We start from the raw sequence: 16,011 nt of genomic DNA on the forward strand, positions 1-16,011 counted from the left end.
ATTCACTCCAGTAAGCTTCAGTTTGTTCCGACGGCGGCCGGGGCGCCGCGGTGCACGTGCACGACGTTCTGTTCTTTTTGGCGCTGCTGGTCGACCAGGTCTTGCAGCGACACCGAATCGAGGTAGTCGACCATTTTTTCGTTCAGCGTGGTCCACAGTTCGTGGGTCATGCAGCGCGCACCATCGGTATGGGCGCCATGGCAATTTTCTTTGCCACCGCACTGGGTCGCATCCAGCGGTTCGTCGACGGCGATGATGATGTCAGCCACCGTCACCTTGCCCGCCGGACGGGCCAGGCTGTAGCCGCCACCCGGGCCGCGGATCGATTCGACGATCTCGTGGCGGCGCAGCTTGCCGAACAGCTGCTCCAGGTAAGACAGCGAAATGGCCTGGCGCTGGCTGATGCCTGACAGCGTGACCGGACCATTGCCTTGACGCATGGCAAGATCGATCATCGCGGTGACAGCAAAACGGCCTTTGGTGGTCAGACGCATTACAACCCCGTTAATGTTAAGATATTCCTCTTGTTCAACTATCTCGCCCTGCACCACGATTTCCCTAGGTGACCCGGGTCAACAACAGATTAGTTGAACGATTTAGTCAAGTATAGCAAATCGCGAACGTCTTGTCTTGGCGGCCCCCAAAAACGCCCCTCCTCCTACGCCTTGCGGCCAAATGCCGGCGCGGCAGTCCTCAGCGCTTGCGCAACAGTTCCATCGGGCCGAACAAACGCTGCATCCCCGCATGCCCGATGAAGCTCAGGTTGTACGGGTGCTCGGCCACCTCCTGCGGGAAGGCGGCGGTCTCCGGCAGCTTTTTCAGTTGTTCGGCAATCTTGCCCCATAGAACCAGGGTGGGCGGTTCAGCCCGCTCGGCCAGCGCCGCCAGCACCGTTTGCAGGAACGGCAGCCAGGCGCGCGCATCGACCGCCGGCGCGACGTGCTTGCGAAACACCAGCGCCGCATTGAGCAGCAGGAAGCCGTGAGAGGTGAGGTTGTCCTGCAACTCGGCCAGGGTCTGGATCGAGCCGTCGCCCCTGGCCGCCAGCGCGATCGGCGCCAGCGCCGCGCCGCCGGTCGCGTCGAGCTGCAAGCGGCCGCTCGCCACCAGCAGCATCTTCATGAAGTTGCGCAGCGACGTCGCGCGGTTGACCGGTTTCGACAGGCCGGTCTCGCACCACAGGTCCCCGACCGCCCCGTCCATGAAACAGACGCCGGTCGCGCTCGCGGCGCGCGGGTAAGGGCCTTCGCCGACCAGCACGTAGCGGACCTTGTCCAGCGGCTGGGCGAAGGCGGCGAACAGGCGCTGTCCGGTGGGCAGGTAGTCGTCGATGGCGAGCGCCGGCAGGTAGCCGGGATTGGCGCGGGCGACGGCCGCGAGGCCGGCTTCGAGAACGGGGCGCCAGGAGGCGTCGGCCAGGTCGAGTGCTTGCAGGATCGGGGCGGGAATCGCGGTCGTGGTCATGGCTGAATGGACAAGGCAAAGAGGCGCGATTGTAGCCCGCCCGGCTGGCCGCATGCGCTGCCTTCGCAGCAGCGCGGCCGACGGGCGCGCCGCATGGCGGGCGGCGCCGTGGGCGAGCCACGGCGCGGTGCGCGGGGATGATGCGGGAGCGGAGAGCGGACCGCGTGCAGGCGGTCGTCCTCGGGACTTACTCGGTATCGGGCTGGTGCGACGGATGCGCGGCCCGGAACGCCGGCAGCTCGATGCACAGCGAATTGATGCGGTCGATGTTCGGATAGGCCGACACGTCGATGTCGAAGCGCTGCGCATTGAATACCTGCGGCACCAGGTAGCAGTCGGCGATCGTTGGATGGTCGCCATGGCAGAACGGTCCGGCGCCGGGATCGCGCGCCAGGTGCGCCTCGAGCGACTGGAAGCCTTCGATGATCCAGTGGCGGTACCACTCGGTCTTGGCCTCGCTCGACAGGCCCAGGTGCCTGACCAGGTATTTCAGTACGCGCAGGTTGTTGAGGGGATGGATGTCGCAGCCGATGATCTGGGCCAGCTCGCGCACGCGTCCGCGGCCCGGCGCGTCCTTCGGCAGCAGCGGCGGCTCGGGATGGATCTCCTCCAGGTATTCGATGATCGCCATCGACTGGCTGAGCGTGATGCGGTCGTCCTGGAACGATGGCACCAGCGCGCTCGGGTTGATCTGGCGGTACGCTTCCTGCATCTGCTCGCCGCCGTCCTTCAGCAGGTGCACCGGCACCGCATCGTAGGGCAAGCCCTTCAGGTTGAGCGCAATGCGCACCCGGTACGCGGCCGAGCTGCGAAAATAGGTGTAGAGCTTCATGGCTGCCTCATTTGCTGTCTCTGTTGTTGTCTTTGTTGCCGCTGTGTCTCTTGGCGCTTTTCCTGGTAGCGCAGCACTTCCTGGTCGATGGCGCCGAAGATGCTGGCGCCATCGGCGTCGAGCATGTCGATGCGCACCGTGTCGCCGAAGCGCATGAACGGCGTCTTCGGCTTGCCCTCTTCGATGGTCTCGTACATGCGCACCTCGGCCAGGCAGCAGTAGCCGACGCCGCCGTTCTCGACGCTCGAACCGTGCAGGCTGCCCTGCTTGTTCGACACCGTGCCCGAGCCGATGATGCTGCCGGCGCACAGCTCGCGGGTGGCGGCCGCGTGCGCGATCAGCTGGGCGAAGCTGAAGGTCATGTCTTCGCCGGCGTTTGGACGGCCGAAGGCGGCGCCGTTGAGCGTCACCAGCAGCGGCAGGTGCAGCTTGCTGTCCCGCCAGGCGTCGCCCAGCTCGTCCGGCGTGACGGCGACCGGCGAGAAGGCGCTGGCCGGCTTGGACTGGTAGAAGCCGAAGCCCTTGGCCAGTTCGTTCGGAATCAGATTGCGCAGCGAGACGTCGTTGACCAGCATGACCAGGCGGATCGCGCTCGCGGCGCGCTCCACGCTGGCGCCCATCGGCACGTCGCCCGTGACCACCGCCACCTCGGCCTCGAAGTCGATGCCCCAGTCTTCTTGCAGGGCCGCGATCGGATCGCAGGGCCCGACGAAGGAATCGCCGCCGCCCTGGTACATCAGCGGATCGGTATAGAACGAGGCCGGCACGTCGGCGTTGCGCGCCTTGCGCACCAGTTCGACGTGGTTGAGGTAGGCCGAGCCGTCGGCCCACTGGTAGGCGCGCGGCAGCGGTGAATGGCATTCCTGCTCGATGAACGATTCGGCGTCGTCGGCGTTGCCGTCGTTGAGCTGCTGGTAGACCTGCTGCAGGCGCGGCGCGACGGCGTCCCAGTCGTCCAGCGCGGCCTGCATGGTGCGCGCGATGTCGGGCACGGCCTGGCAGGTGACCAGGTCGCGGCTGACGACGACCAGGGCGCCGTCGCGGCCGCCGGATTTGAGGGTGGCGAGCTTCATGGACGTTTCCTTCGATATTTGAGTCGCCACCATTACAAATCAAAAACCCACTATCATACAAACAGTATTTTCAACCCGATTTATCAGGTTATCTTATGAATCCAACCCTGCGCCAGATGCGCGCCTTCGTCGCCCTGGCCAAGACCGGCAATTTCACGCTGGCGGCGCAGGCGCTCCACGTGACGCAGTCGGCGCTGTCCGGGCTGATCAAGGAGCTCGAACAGACCCTGGGCGCGCGCGTGGTCGACCGCAGCACGCGCCGCATCGGGTTGACCGACATCGGGCGCGAGCTGTTCCCCTTATTTAGCCAGATGATCGATGACCTGGACAGTGCGCTGGCTAACGTCGCCGATCACACGCAGCTCAAGAAGGGGCTGGTGCGTGTCGCGGCGCCGCAACTGCTGTCATGCACCCTGCTGCCGCAGGTGATTGCGGCCTATCGGGCGCAACATCCGGCGATCGAGGTGCGCCTGGCCGACACCGAGGTGGAGGGCGTGATCGCGCGTGTCCTGTCGGGCGAGGCGGACGTCGGCATCGGCCCCGAGCGCGTGCCGGCGCCGCCGCTGGAAGCGCGCGAGCTGTTCGAGATGCCGTTCGCGCTGGTGTTTCCGGAGAATCATCCGCTGGCCTCGCTGCCGCGCCTGACCTGGCACGACGTGGCGCACCACCCCTTCATTTCGCTGCAGGGCCAGTTTACGGAGCGGCTGCTGGACGATATCGGCGCGGCGCTGCGGCATGCCTCGCTGCGCGAGACGCCCATCAGGCCGGCCTACGAGGTGACTTTCATGACCACGGCGCTGGCGATGGTCAGCGCCGGGCTCGGTATCACGGTCTGCCTGCCGTATGCCGAACCGCTGGTGAAGCTGCACGGCCTGGTGCTGCGGCTGCTGGACGAACCGGTGCTGACGCGGCGTTTCCTTGTCTACACCCGCCCCGGCCGCTCGCTGTCGCCGGCGGCCGAGAGTTATATCGATTTCCTGTTCGGATATGTACGAGGGTCGCAACGCTGACGCTGCACGCCGCGCTACAATGAAAGGCATCTGTCTTTGCCCCGACCTCACGATGTCCCACGATACGATCGCGATCAACCAGCGAATGAACAAGTTCGACGGCCACCAGAGCGTGTGGCTGTTCGGTTACGGTTCACTGATCTTCAAGGCCGATTTTCCGTACCTCGACCGGCGCCCGGCCCATATCGGCGGCTGGTCGCGGCGTTTCTGGCAAGGCTCGCACGACCACCGCGGCACCGCAACGGCGCCGGGGCGCGTCGTTACCCTGGTGCCGGATGCCGGCGCGCTGTGCCATGGCATGGCCTACCTGGTGACGCCGGAAGAATTCGCGCACCTGGATCACCGCGAAAAGAACGGCTACCTGAGGCTGGCGACCGAGATGCATTTCGACGACGGCAGCAGCGACGAGGGGATTGTGTACATCGCCACGCACGAGAACCACGCTTATCTCGGGCCGGCCGATGAACTGGACATCGCGCGCCAGATCGCCACGGCGCGCGGCCCGAGTGGGCCGAACAGCGAATACCTGCTGGGACTGGCGCAAGCCTTGCGCGAACTCGGCAAGCCCGACCCGCACGTGTTCGCGCTCGAACGGCACCTGGCCGATCTCGGGGTGATGCAACCACAGCAGCGGCGCGCGTAGCTTATGCAGCTGCGGCAGCGGCGCGTGTCCTGTCCCGGTCCTGTTCGATCCGGGACAGGACGTCCATCACCTTCGCGGCGCGCGCTTCCAGCGTGCCCGTCAATACCGTGTAATCGATGCCGCGCCGGTTCAGGTCTTCCAGCACCAGGCGCTGGACATGGGTGCGCCAGGCGGCATTTTCGCGCACGCCGGGTTCTTCTTCGTACGGGATGTCGTCGGCGCAGACGAAATGGTGCAGGTAGCGGGTGCGGCAATCGTCGGCGTAGCGCAGCAGCGCGGGCGGAACCGGCTCGGTGACCTGGCCGAAGCACAGGCCCAGCAGCAGCGTGGTCAAGGCGTTGGTATCGACGAACACGCAGGGACCGGCTTCCTGCCTGATGGCGGCATCCTCGGCATCGCGGTGGCGCTCGGCGATCTCGACGTAGTCGCCGGCGCTCAAGTCGCCCTGCTTCTCTTCCCAGATGAAGCGGCCGATCTCGGGCACGAAGCCGGCGCCCTGCCGCTGCGCCAGGTGCTGGGCCAGGGTCGACTTCCCGGTCGATTCCGCCCCGACGAACACGACCATGTCGACCTGCTGCTGCCATGCGCCCATCCGTGTCACTTCCGTTTCCTCATCTTGAGTCCTTCGTTCAATCCAGCGCCTGCCGGCGCGATTCGGTATCGACGCACAGGATGGCGAATGCTCCTACCAGCAGAAAGCTCGACAGCATCACCAGCGCCAGCGTGAAGTGCGTGGCCATCACCGGCGCCACGATCGCCGGCGCGAACAGGCCGCCGAAGCGGGCGACGGCGCCGGCCATGCCCATGCCGCTGGCGCGCAGACGGGTCGGGTAGACCTCGGGCGTGAACGCATACAGGGCGCCCCAGGTGCCCAGCAGCGCAAAGCTCATCAGGAGCGTCGATCCGACCACCAGTGCGGTCGCGCTGCCAAGACTGTAGCCCAGGCAGCCGATACTGCTCAGCAGCAGGAAGCCGACCAGCGTCGGCTTGCGGCCCCAGCGCTCGACGCCGTAGGCGGCCAGCGCGAAACCCGGCAGCTGGACCAGCGCCAGCACGATCAAAAATTCCTGCCCACGCATGAAGCCGAAGCCTTCGGCGCTCAGCTTGATCGGCAGGTAGACGAATACGCCGTAATAGGCGATCGAGACCAGCGCCCACGCGAGCAGCAGCGCGACACTGCGGCGGCGCAGGCCGTCCTTGAACAGCGAGAGCAAGGTGGTCTTCTGCCTGGGCTCGGGCTGCAGCGGCGGGATCTCGACCGCGCGGCCATTGGTCCTGGCCACCCGCGCCAGCACCGCGCGCGCCTCCTCGAACTTGCCGCTGCGGTGCAGGTACATGGGCGACTCGGGGATATAAAAGCGCAGGACCACCCCGACCAGGGCCGGCAAGCCGGTGACGAAGAAGATGACGCGCCAGGCGTCGTCGCCCCACTGCACCGCCCACAACGCCAGCACCGCGAGGCAAATCGTCCCCAGCGCCCAGAACGACTCCAGCAGCACCAGCCAGCGGCCACGGCGGTCGCTGGGCAGGAACTCGGCCATCATCGTGTAGTCGACCGGCAGGGTCGCGCCGACCCCGATGCCGGTCAGGAAGCGCAGGACCAGGAGCCAGGTGAAGTCGGGCGCGAAGGCGGACGCGACGCCGAAGCAGGCGTCGATCAGCACCGCGATCAGGAGGACCGGGCGGCGGCCGATCCGGTCCGCCAGCCGGCCGAAGACGAAAGCGCCGATCAGCATGCCGACGAAGAACAGCGTCCCCGTCTGCAGCGCCTGCGGCATGCTCAAGCCGAAGGTCCGGGCGATCGAGGGCGCGGAAAAGCCGATCGACAGCACCTGCATGGCGTCGGCCAGCCAGACCAGGCCGAAGATCGTGAAGATGCGGTACTGGAAGCGGCCGACGCCGGCGGCCTGCAGGCCCTGCTCTACCGACGCTGCGGCGGCGCCCTGCCCGGTGGGATTCGCGGGATGTCCGCCCTGCGCTGCGGGAACTGAGGTGGCCATAGGATGTAGAAATAAGCAACAGACGGCATTGTACGCCGGAGACCGCAACTGCGCGCTCCAGACCACCGCCCATCTCGGAGCCTAAAACAAATCCAGCTGCCCCGCTCCTTTCGCATCCCGCTTCTGTTTCGGTGGCGCCGGCACCACCAGTGGCCGCCTGAACTGCGACCGGTCGAGCCGTCCGAAGCGCCCACGCAGATCCGAAAAACCCAGACGCCCGGATGCCTTCTCGAAGCGCTGCCGGATCAGGTCGGCCCACACGCCCGCGCCCTTCATGCGGGTCGCGAAATCGCTGTCATAGTCCTTTCCGCCGCGCATCTCGCGGATGCGGTTCATCACCCGCTGCGCCCGGTCCGGGAAGTGCGCCTGCAACCACTCGTGGAACAAGGGATTGACCTCGTGCGGCAGGCGCAGCACCGTGTAGTGCGCGCCGATCGCGCCGGCGTCGCGCGCCGCCTCCAGGATGCGTTCGATCTCGGGCTCGGTCACGAAGGGAATGATCGGCGCCACGCTGACGCTCACCGGAATCCCGGCCTCGGTCAGCGTACGAATGGTGCGTAGCCGCCGCATCGGCGCCGCCGCGCGCGGCTCCAGCGTGCGCGAGATCCCGGCGTCGAGCGTGGTCAGCGTGACGGCCGCGCACGCCAGGCCTTGCGCGGCCATCGGCGCCAGGATGTCGATGTCGCGCTCGATCAGCGACGACTTGGTGATGAGACCGGCCGGATGGCGGCATTCGGCCAGCACTTCAAGCACCGCGCGTGTCAGCTTGCGCTCGCGTTCGCACGGTTGATAGGCGTCGGTGTTGACCCCGATCGCGATGTGTTCGGGCACGTAGCCGGGTTTCGCCAGCTCGCGCCGCAGCAGTTCGGCCGCGTTGACCTTGGCGAACAGGCGGCTTTCAAAATCGAGTCCCGGCGACAAACCAAGGTAGCTGTGCGTCGGCCGCGCGAAGCAATAGATGCAACCGTGCTCGCAGCCGCGATAGGGATTCAGGGAGACGCTGAACGGGATGTCCGGTGAAGTATTGCGCGACAGGATGCTCTTGGCGATCTCGTCGGTCACCACGGTCTTGAACGCCGGCGCGGCGTCATCGTCGACTGCCCAGCCGTCGTCGAAACGCTCGCGGCCGTTGACCTCGTAGCGGCCTTCCAGGTTCGATACTGCACCGCGCCCCTTGCGCGCCAGCGGCGGCGATGGCGCAAGGGAGAGGTGCCCGTCGTCGACAGGTTCGCGCTGGAGAGGAAAATCGATGGTGCCCATGGCTGGCGCTCCGATACTGTATGTTTGTACAGTATATTACGCCTGCCGCGTGCCGAATTCAAGCGCGCACGTACGATGCCTGTTGTGAAACAAACCCGTCGAAGGCGTCCAGCAGCGCCCGGTAGCGCCCGCCGTCGCCTTCGAGCTGGCCCAGCGCCTGCGCCGCTGCTTCCAGGCTCGACAGCTGGTGCGGGGCATGCGCCTTGCGGATGCGGTAGTTCGACGGCGCCACCTCGCTCAGCGCCAGCCGCGGCAACGCCTGGAGCGCCGGGTTCAGGTACAGCATCTTGCGGCTCTTGCGCCAGGTGGCGTCGAGCACGACCAGGCGCAGCATCGATGCCGGCAGCGAAGGCAGCGGCGGCGGCGACGGCAGGGTCGGGTCGTCCGGCGTCTGCGGATACAGCAGCACCGGCGTGCGGCCGCCGGCGTGCAGCAGGCCGTCCAGCAGGTCCGCATCGAACGTTTCGCCCACTACCAGCTTGCTGGCGGCCACGCTCAGGTGCAGCAGCCGCCCGCTGTTCTTGGCGTTGCCCGCTTCGAGCGGATGCAGCAGCACCAGCAGCGCGGCCTGGGGCGCGACCGGCGCGATCCAGCGGCAGATGCAGGCCGGCTGCGCGCGCAGGCAGGTGGCGCAGACCGGACGCTTGACGAGCGGCGCACTCATGGCGCCGGCGTCCATCCACCGCCCAGCGCGCGGTACAGGTCGACGTGCGCCGCCAGCAGGCCGGTGCGCAGCTGCAGCGCGTTCAGGTCGGCATCGAAGGTCGTGCGCTGGGCGTCGAGTTCTTCGAGATACGAAGCGTAACCGTTGCGATAGCGGTTGCGCGCCACCCGCAGCACCTCGTTGGCCGCCACCCTCCTCGCCTCGGCCTCGGCCAGTTGGCGTTGCAGGCCGTCGATCGAGGCCAGCGCATTGTCGGTCTCGGCGAACGCCGTGCGCACCACCGATTCATACGCGTAGACGGCGCGGTCGCGCACCGTGCCCGCGATTTCGGCCTGCGCGCGCAGCCGGCCCGCGTCGAACAGCGGCGCCAGCACGCTGCCGCCGATGCTCCACAACGCGGTCGGCGAGCGCAGCAGCTGCGACAGGCTGTGTCCCTGCGCACCCAGCGACGCCGTCAGGCGGATCGACGGCAGCAGCGCGTCGCGCGCCACCGCCAGGCCTGCGTCGCTCGCCGCCAGCAGGCGCTCGGCCTGGGCGATATCGGGACGCCGACGCAGCAGCGCCGACGGCAGCCCCGGCGCCGGGCGCGGCTCGCGCAACGCCATGAGGTCGGCGCCGCGCGCGAGCGGGCCGGGACTGGCGCCGAGCAGCAGGTTCAACGCCTGCTCCTGCAGCGCGATCTGGCGCTCCAGCGCGGGCACGGTGGCGGCGGTCGCGTGCAGCTCGGCCTCGGCCTGCGACATCTCCAGGCGCGAGCTGTAGCCGACCTCGAACTGATGGCGCGCCAGCTCGAACGAGCGCTTGCGGGATTCGAGCGTTGCGCGCGCCAGCGCCAGCTGGGCGTCCAGGCCCAGCAGGTTCAGGTAGCCGGACGCGGTATTGGCCACCACCGCCAGCGCCGCGGCTTGCCCAGCCGCTTCCTGCGCCAGCGACTCGAAGCGCGCCGCCGTGACGCTGCCTGCGATGCGGCCGAACAGGTCCGGCTCGTAGCTGGCCTGCACGGCGCCCACGACCGAGGTGGTCTCGACCGGTTCGCCGAACGGTCCAATGGTGCGCGCACGCGTCGGCCCCAGCGCCAGGTTCAATGCCGGCAGCCGCGCGCTGTCGGCCACGCGGATGCGCGCCCGGTATTCCTGCAAACGCGACCGGGCGATCTTGAGGTCGTCGTTATGGGCGAGTGCACGCCGCACCAGCTCATCCAGCACAGGGTCGCCGAACGCGCGCCACCAGTCACGGTCGATCGCGGCGCCCTCTCCCGCACCCTCTCCCGCGCTGGCCGTGCGCCAGCCCGGCGGAACCGTCAGCGAAGGTTCCGGGGCCGGCTGCGGCGCCATCGCGCAGGCCGACAGCAGCAGCGGCAGCGCCGCCAGGACGAATGCGCGCCGCCTCACCGCGCGGCCCCGCTTGGCGCCGTATCGATCGTGGTCACCACCGACATGCCCGGCCGCAGGCGCGCGGCCAGCGGCTGGTTCGGATCGATGCTGATCCGCACCGGAATCCGCTGCGCGATCTTGACGAAGTTGCCGGTGGCGTTGTCCGGCGCAATCACCGAGAACTCCGAGCCGGTCGCCGGCGAGATGCGTTCGACGTGACCGCGCAGCCGCGCGTTGCCCAGGGCGTCGACGCTGAAGGTCACCGTCTGGCCGACGGCCACGTTGGCCATCTGCGTTTCCTTCATGTTGGCGATGATCCACATCGTGTCGGGCACCAGCGCCGTCAGCTGCGCGCCGGCGTTGACATAAGCGCCCTGGCGCACCGTCACCTGGCCCAGCTGGCCGTCGCGCGGCGCCGTGATGTGCGTATTGGCCAGGTCGATCTCGGCCAGCTTCACCGCCGCTTCGGCGCCGGCGACCGCCGCCTCAAGCGCGGCGCGGTTGACGTCGACCGAGCGCAGGTTCTGGCGCGCGATCTCGATCGCGGCGCGCGACTGGTCGCGGCTGGCGCTGGCCTGCGCCTGCGTCGCGCGCGCGGCGTCGAGTTCGCGCGCCGACAGCGAACCGTCGGCCGCCAGCTCCTCGACGCGGCGCAGGTCGGCCCGGGCGCGCCGCGCCTGGGCCTCGTTCGACGCCAGCAGCGCCTGGTTCTGCGCGATCGTGGCGCGCGCGCTCGACTGGCTCTGGGCGAAATTGGCGAGCGCCGCCTGGCGGTTGGCCAGCTCGGCGCGCGCCTGCGCCAGGCGCTGAGTCGGTATGCGTTCGTCGATGCGCATCAGCAGTTCACCCTTCTTCACATGCTGGAAATCCTGCACCCGCACCTCGACCACGTAGCCGCTCAGCTGCGGACTGATGATCGTCACCTGGCCGCGCACCAGCGCGTTCTCGGTGCTCTGCAGGGTGCTGCGAAACGGCGGCAGGTTCCACGCGTACAGCACGATCAGCACGCCGGCGATGGCGATGGCGCCGAACGCGAGTGCGCTCAGCAGGATGCGGCGTGGTCGGGAAACGGGGGGATGCGGCATGGTCGATGGTTCTGGCATGTCAGTCGGTCACGGGGTCGGGTGATGGTGGGGCGCCCGGCTTGGGCGCGGGGGCCGGCACGGCGTTCGGGGCCCGGAAGCAATGCAGCCACACGGCATGCAGGAAGATCCAGGCCGCGCTCGCGGCGGCCAGGGCGGCCAGCACCAGGAACACGTCGTTGTAGGCAAGGATATTGGCTTCGCGCGTGGCGGTCGCCGACAGCGATTGCAGGCTCTGGCGCGTCGCGGCAAGCGGATCGGCCAGCAGGCGCCCGGCCGCGGCGGCGCCCGACCCGATGCGACCCGCCACCAGCGGATCCAGGCTGGACAGGCCTTCGACGATCAGCGAGGAATGGTATTTTTCGCGGATCACCTGGAACGTGCCCACCAGGCTCGAACCGAGCAGGCTGCCCAGGTTCTGCGTGAGGCCGAACAGCACCGAGAAGCTGATCAGGTTCTGCGGATTGGGAATCACCGCCCCGAGCAGCGACACCACCAGGGGGCCGAGGAACAGCACGCCGCCAAAGGCGAGCAGGCTCTGGCTCAGGTACATCTGTTCGGGCCGGGTCTGGTTGCTGGCATGGGCGTCGATCCAGGCGCCCAGCGCCATGCACAACAGGGCGATCACCTGCGGCGCCACCAGGTGCTTGACGTCGATCGTCAGCGCCGACACCACGATCCCGGCCACCGTGGCGGCCAGCACGATCGCGTACAGGGTCTGCATCTGGTCGTTGTCCAGGCCCACCGCGCGCAGGAAGCCGACCGCGCCCACGCTCTGCTCCGACAGCACGATGCGCACCAGCAGCATCGACAGCGCCAGGCGCACGATATTGCCGCTGGCCAGCCAGCGCAGGTTCAACAGCGGATTGGCGCGGTTGTGCTCAAGGCATAGCGCCCCCGCCAGCAGCACGATCGCGCCGGCCAGCGCCATGCCGATCCAGGCGCGCTCGAACCACCACTCCACCCGGCCGAAGCTGATCGCCGCGCACAGCAGCGCCATGCCCGGCGCGAACAGGGCGAAGGTGACGAAGTCGGCCGGCCGGAAGGCCTTGATGTAGTCGCCCGGCGGCAGCTTGAGCAGCAGCACGGCGCCGAGCGACACCAGGGCCAGGCCCAGCTCGAACAGGTAGAGGCCGCGCCATTCGGCGATCTGCAGCAGGTCGTTGGAAAAGATGTAGGCCAGCGGCAGCGCCAGCTGGGCCGCGCCCATTGCCAGCGCCACCCCGCGCAGGCGCCATTCCTTCTTGAAACCTTGCAGGATGTAATACAGGCCGAGCGGCGACACCGCCGCCGCCAGCATGCCGTGGGCGGCGCGCACCGCGATCGCCGAGGTCAGGTCGCCCACGAACAGGTGGGCGAAGGTCACCAGCGCATACAGCACCAAAAAGATCTCGGTGAACAGGCGCAGGCCGAACTGTTGCCGGAATTTCACCAGCAGCAGGTTCATCGAGGCATTGGCCATCACGTAGGCGGCCGGCAACCAGGTGGTTTCGGTGGAATAGGCGCCCAGCACGCCCTGCAGGTGAACCAGGTTGACGGTGACCAGCGCGTTGCCGAGGCCGCCGGTAATGGTGATCAGGACGCCAACGAACAGGTAGGCCAGGCGCAGCGGGGTCGGATGGGCCGGCGTGGACGGCGAGCCGGGCATCATCGGCCGTTCGTCCGGCGCCCACTCGCGCGGCGCATACTTGCTCATGCGTAATTTCCCAAGCTACTCACAGGGCGCGATGATACTCCTTTGGAAAAAAGCACGTCGGATGTCAGTTTCACCACACGCAAAAATTTAGCTGCAGAACTGGTCAACCGGATATTGCTCTCAAGATTTACTCGTCCTAGACTCGGGTTTATTCCGTACGGAAATTGTTCCGTATGGCAGCATTGCCAGAGTCATCCATGTCGAGAACACCGTCTGTCCGTACCCTGATCTCCGCGTCGATTGCCGCGCTGGCCATGCTGCCGGCGCTGGCCCACCTGCAGGAACTGCCCGCCGCGGCTGCCACCAACCAGCTCGATCACCGCATGAACGAGCACGTCGTCCAGGTGCCCGCCGGCGACGGCGGGGTCACGCTCGAGACCACCGTGTTCCAGCCGAGCGGCCCCGGTCCCTTTCCGCTGATCGTCATCAACCATGGCAAGGATTCCGGCCGCCCCAGCCTGCAGCCGCGTGACCGCTTCTATTACATGGCCAGCGCCTTCGTCAAGCGCGGCTATGCGGTGATGGTGCCGATGCGCCAGGGCTTCTCGAAGTCGGGCGGCCGCTACCGCGACCATGGCTGCAACATGACGGCCAACGGCTATACGCAAGCCGAAGACATCCGCGCGACCCTCGATTACGCGCGCCGCCAGCCCTGGGTCGATGGCGAGCGCATGGTGGTGGCCGGCCAGTCGTATGGCGGCCTGGCCACGATCGCCCTCGGCACCGAAGCGGTGCCGGGCGTGCGTGGCCTGATCAACTTCGCCGGCGGCCTGCGCGACGACAGCGACCGCTGCGCCTGGCGCTCGCAGCTGGTGTCGGCGTTCGCCGAATACGGCGCCAAATCCAGGTTGCCGAGCCTGTGGATGTATGGCCAGAACGACTCGCTGTTCGGGCCGGAACTGGCCGGACGCATGCACGCCTCCTACGTCCAGGCAGGCGGCCGCGGCCGCCTGGTGGAATTCCCGGCGTTCAAGCGCGATGCCCACGGCATGCTGGCCAGCCGCGACGGCGAGAAAGTATGGCTGGCCGACACCGAACGCTTCCTGCAGGAGATCGGCATGCCGACCGCGGTCGTGGTCGACGTTGCGCCTCTGCCGAGCCAGCCGCGCACCGATTACGCCGGGGTCGACGACGTCGACGCCGTGCCCTTCCTGTCCGAGCACGGGCGCCGCGCCTACCGCGAATACCTGACCAAGATGACGCCGCGCGCCTTCGCCGTGTCGCCAAGCGGCGGCTGGACCTGGGCCGAGGAAGGAGAAGACCCGGAAGGCCGCGCGCTGGCCACCTGCTCGGCCAAGAGCAAGCATCCGTGCCGCCTGTACTCGGTCGACGACTACGTGGTGTGGACCGACGGGCGTCTGGAACAGGTCGAGAAGGCGGCGGCCACCGCATCGGCCACGCCGCTGCCGGGCGCCACCCCGGCGGCGACGGCCGGATCGGACCCGACCACGTCGGTCGGCAGCACCACGGCGCGCTGATCGGGTGCGTCATCCATGAGATGATGCATGCAGGAATCTGACACGGCGTTGTCAAGCGGCATGCGCATGTTTCCATGCGTGAAGTTTAATTCCCTTGCCACCGGTCGACACAGCGCAAACCCGACCGTCGTCCTACCTCCGACAATGTGCTTGACGCTTTTTATCGGAGAAGCCAGATGGTTCGATTCGCTCGCGCCTGCGCCGCCCTGCTGGCCGCACTGGGCATGTTCGCCGCTCCCGCCTGTAGCGCCGCGAACAACTATCCCGTCATCCTCGTCCACGGTTTCCTCGGCTTCGGGCCCGAGGAATTCCAGCACAGCGGGTTCAACTACTGGGGCGGCTACGGCGACATCGCCTCGCAGATGCAGATCTACCGCGGTCCGCACGCCGTGTTCGCCGCCGCGGTCGGCCCGATCTCGTCCAACTGGGACCGCGCGGCCGACCTGTATGCCCAGATCAAGGGTGGCTGCGTCGATTATGGCAAGGCCCATGTGCGCGACCACGGCTTGCCGGGCCAGGTACAAAAGCCGCCCGGCAAATGTTGGGCCGCCGATCCGCGCAATAACCCGCAAGACTATCCGCTGGCCCTGTATCCGGCCTGGGACCAGGACCACCCGATCCACCTGATCGGGCACAGCCAGGGCGGCACCACGATCCGGGCGCTGATCGAACTGCTGGAACACGGCTCGCCCCAGGACGAAGGCGACGGCGAACTGTTCAAGGGCGGCAAGGTCGGCTGGATCCGCAGCGCGGCCACGATCTCGGCGCCGCACAACGGCACCACCCTGACCGATGCCGTCTTCAACATCCTGCCGGGCCTGCGCCTGCCGCTGCGCGACGTGCTCGGGCACCGGGTGGCGGGCTGGGAACTGGCGCCGGACGGCGCGCGCGAATTCAACCTGTGGGCGCGCACCTCCCCGCACATCTATTATTTTTCGGTCGGCACGGTGGCCACCGAGGGCGGCGCCTGGTGCTGCAACGGCACCGATCGCATCGTCGCCCCGGTCCAGACCACGCTGTTCCAGTATGCGCGCGCCGACATGATCCCCTATTTCAAATCCTTCGCCGGCGAATGGATCGTGCCGTCGGTGGCGCAGCGCGGCATGGGCAGCTACACCGTCGACCTGCCCAACCGGGTGCGCATCGACAGCGACTGGTTCTCGAACGACGGCGTGGTCAACACGATCAGCATGCGCGCACCCAATGGCCACCCGGCGCGCGACTACGACGGCACGGCCGTGCGCGGAACATGGAATTTCCTGGGCAACTACAAGGGCTACGACCACTTCGACATCCTGAACTGGCCCAACCAGGGACCGTCGGCCGACAAGCTCTATGAGCAGATCAGCGACATCATCTTTGCGCTGTGACGCCGCCGGCGAGGCGCCTCGCCGGCGGAGCGGCCGCTTTCAGGCGTGCTGAAAGGCACGCTTACA

At 67.6% G+C, this 16,011-nt stretch carries 15 protein-coding genes; 4 read left to right on the forward strand and 11 right to left on the reverse strand.

All coding sequences use genetic code 11. The features are described from left to right. Positions 1-17 precede the first annotated feature (17 nt). From iscR to ABIB38_RS07980, 4 genes are all read right to left on the reverse strand, one after another. A complete protein-coding gene (gene iscR, locus ABIB38_RS07965; protein WP_109347015.1) occupies positions 18-494 on the reverse strand; it encodes a Fe-S cluster assembly transcriptional regulator IscR in 477 nt (158 codons plus the stop codon). 199 nt (positions 495-693) lie between these two features. Then, a complete protein-coding gene (locus tag ABIB38_RS07970; RefSeq protein ID WP_429203226.1) occupies positions 694-1,464 on the reverse strand; it encodes a uracil-DNA glycosylase in 771 nt (256 codons plus the stop codon). A gap of 187 nt (positions 1,465-1,651) precedes the next feature. Continuing rightward, on the reverse strand, positions 1,652-2,296 hold the full coding sequence (maiA, locus tag ABIB38_RS07975) for a maleylacetoacetate isomerase (protein ID WP_429203227.1): 645 nt from the start codon (positions 2,294-2,296) through the stop codon (positions 1,652-1,654). Further along, entirely contained in the window at positions 2,293-3,369 is a 1,077-nt protein-coding gene (locus tag ABIB38_RS07980) for a fumarylacetoacetate hydrolase family protein (RefSeq protein ID WP_429203228.1), read from the reverse strand. Before ABIB38_RS07980 ends, maiA begins: the two co-directional genes overlap by 4 nt. A 95-nt stretch (positions 3,370-3,464) precedes the next feature. On the opposite strand from ABIB38_RS07980, the gene ABIB38_RS07985 reads away from it, so the two are divergent. Then, on the forward strand, positions 3,465-4,379 hold the full coding sequence (locus ABIB38_RS07985) for a LysR family transcriptional regulator (RefSeq protein WP_429203229.1): 915 nt from the start codon (positions 3,465-3,467) through the stop codon (positions 4,377-4,379). A gap of 52 nt (positions 4,380-4,431) precedes the next feature. Beyond that, the gene (locus tag ABIB38_RS07990; RefSeq protein WP_429203230.1) at positions 4,432-5,022 is read left to right on the forward strand and encodes a gamma-glutamylcyclotransferase; all 591 of its coding nucleotides are present in this window, start codon (positions 4,432-4,434) and stop codon (positions 5,020-5,022) included. 1 nt (position 5,023) lies between these two features. Here the strand turns inward: ABIB38_RS07990 and ABIB38_RS07995 are convergent, their stop codons facing one another. From ABIB38_RS07995 to ABIB38_RS08025, 7 genes are all read right to left on the reverse strand, one after another. Continuing rightward, positions 5,024-5,614, reverse strand: coding sequence for an AAA family ATPase (locus tag ABIB38_RS07995; protein ID WP_429203231.1), 591 nt, complete (start codon positions 5,612-5,614; stop codon positions 5,024-5,026). 37 nt (positions 5,615-5,651) lie between these two features. Next, a complete protein-coding gene (locus tag ABIB38_RS08000) occupies positions 5,652-7,022 on the reverse strand; it encodes an MFS transporter (RefSeq protein ID WP_429203232.1) in 1,371 nt (456 codons plus the stop codon). An 81-nt stretch (positions 7,023-7,103) separates the two neighbouring features. Further along, positions 7,104-8,282 (reverse strand): PA0069 family radical SAM protein, encoded by a 1,179-nt coding sequence (locus tag ABIB38_RS08005; protein ID WP_429203233.1) that lies wholly within the window; start codon positions 8,280-8,282, stop codon positions 7,104-7,106. Between the two features lie 58 nt (positions 8,283-8,340). Further along, on the reverse strand, positions 8,341-8,946 hold the full coding sequence (locus tag ABIB38_RS08010) for a tRNA-uridine aminocarboxypropyltransferase (RefSeq protein ID WP_429203234.1): 606 nt from the start codon (positions 8,944-8,946) through the stop codon (positions 8,341-8,343). After that, a complete protein-coding gene (locus tag ABIB38_RS08015; RefSeq protein ID WP_429203235.1) occupies positions 8,943-10,337 on the reverse strand; it encodes an efflux transporter outer membrane subunit in 1,395 nt (464 codons plus the stop codon). Before ABIB38_RS08015 ends, ABIB38_RS08010 begins: the two co-directional genes overlap by 4 nt. Next, positions 10,334-11,404: an HlyD family secretion protein gene (locus ABIB38_RS08020; RefSeq protein WP_429203236.1), complete on the reverse strand. Its 1,071-nt coding sequence runs from the start codon at positions 11,402-11,404 to the stop codon at positions 10,334-10,336. Before ABIB38_RS08020 ends, ABIB38_RS08015 begins: the two co-directional genes overlap by 4 nt. Before the next feature lie 19 nt (positions 11,405-11,423). Further along, entirely contained in the window at positions 11,424-13,097 is a 1,674-nt protein-coding gene (locus tag ABIB38_RS08025) for an MFS transporter (RefSeq protein ID WP_429203237.1), read from the reverse strand. Positions 13,098-13,294: 197 nt separating this feature from the next. On the opposite strand from ABIB38_RS08025, the gene ABIB38_RS08030 reads away from it, so the two are divergent. Beyond that, positions 13,295-14,575, forward strand: coding sequence for a dienelactone hydrolase family protein (locus tag ABIB38_RS08030; RefSeq protein ID WP_429203238.1), 1,281 nt, complete (start codon positions 13,295-13,297; stop codon positions 14,573-14,575). Between the two features lie 176 nt (positions 14,576-14,751). Continuing rightward, the gene (locus ABIB38_RS08035; protein ID WP_429203239.1) at positions 14,752-15,945 is read left to right on the forward strand and encodes an esterase/lipase family protein; all 1,194 of its coding nucleotides are present in this window, start codon (positions 14,752-14,754) and stop codon (positions 15,943-15,945) included. Positions 15,946-16,011: the final 66 nt, after the last annotated feature.

The organism is Massilia sp. UYP11 (assembly GCF_050434805.1).
Classification (GTDB): domain Bacteria; phylum Pseudomonadota; class Gammaproteobacteria; order Burkholderiales; family Burkholderiaceae_D; genus Telluria.

Coding starts and splice junctions, on each gene's coding strand:
- iscR (WP_109347015.1), bottom strand. CDS start 494: ATGCGTCTGACCACCAAAGGCCGTTTTGCTGTCACCGCGATGATCGAT.
- ABIB38_RS08005 (WP_429203233.1), bottom strand. CDS start 8,282: ATGGGCACCATCGATTTTCCTCTCCAGCGCGAACCTGTCGACGACGGG.
- ABIB38_RS08035 (WP_429203239.1), top strand. CDS start 14,752: ATGGTTCGATTCGCTCGCGCCTGCGCCGCCCTGCTGGCCGCACTGGGC.
- ABIB38_RS07990 (WP_429203230.1), top strand. CDS start 4,432: ATGTCCCACGATACGATCGCGATCAACCAGCGAATGAACAAGTTCGAC.
- ABIB38_RS08010 (WP_429203234.1), bottom strand. CDS start 8,946: ATGAGTGCGCCGCTCGTCAAGCGTCCGGTCTGCGCCACCTGCCTGCGC.
- ABIB38_RS08000 (WP_429203232.1), bottom strand. CDS start 7,022: ATGGCCACCTCAGTTCCCGCAGCGCAGGGCGGACATCCCGCGAATCCC.
- ABIB38_RS08020 (WP_429203236.1), bottom strand. CDS start 11,404: ATGCCGCATCCCCCCGTTTCCCGACCACGCCGCATCCTGCTGAGCGCA.
- ABIB38_RS07995 (WP_429203231.1), bottom strand. CDS start 5,614: ATGGGCGCATGGCAGCAGCAGGTCGACATGGTCGTGTTCGTCGGGGCG.
- ABIB38_RS08030 (WP_429203238.1), top strand. CDS start 13,295: ATGTCGAGAACACCGTCTGTCCGTACCCTGATCTCCGCGTCGATTGCC.
- ABIB38_RS08025 (WP_429203237.1), bottom strand. CDS start 13,097: ATGAGCAAGTATGCGCCGCGCGAGTGGGCGCCGGACGAACGGCCGATG.
- ABIB38_RS07980 (WP_429203228.1), bottom strand. CDS start 3,369: ATGAAGCTCGCCACCCTCAAATCCGGCGGCCGCGACGGCGCCCTGGTC.
- ABIB38_RS07970 (WP_429203226.1), bottom strand. CDS start 1,464: ATGACCACGACCGCGATTCCCGCCCCGATCCTGCAAGCACTCGACCTG.
- maiA (WP_429203227.1), bottom strand. CDS start 2,296: ATGAAGCTCTACACCTATTTTCGCAGCTCGGCCGCGTACCGGGTGCGC.
- ABIB38_RS07985 (WP_429203229.1), top strand. CDS start 3,465: ATGAATCCAACCCTGCGCCAGATGCGCGCCTTCGTCGCCCTGGCCAAG.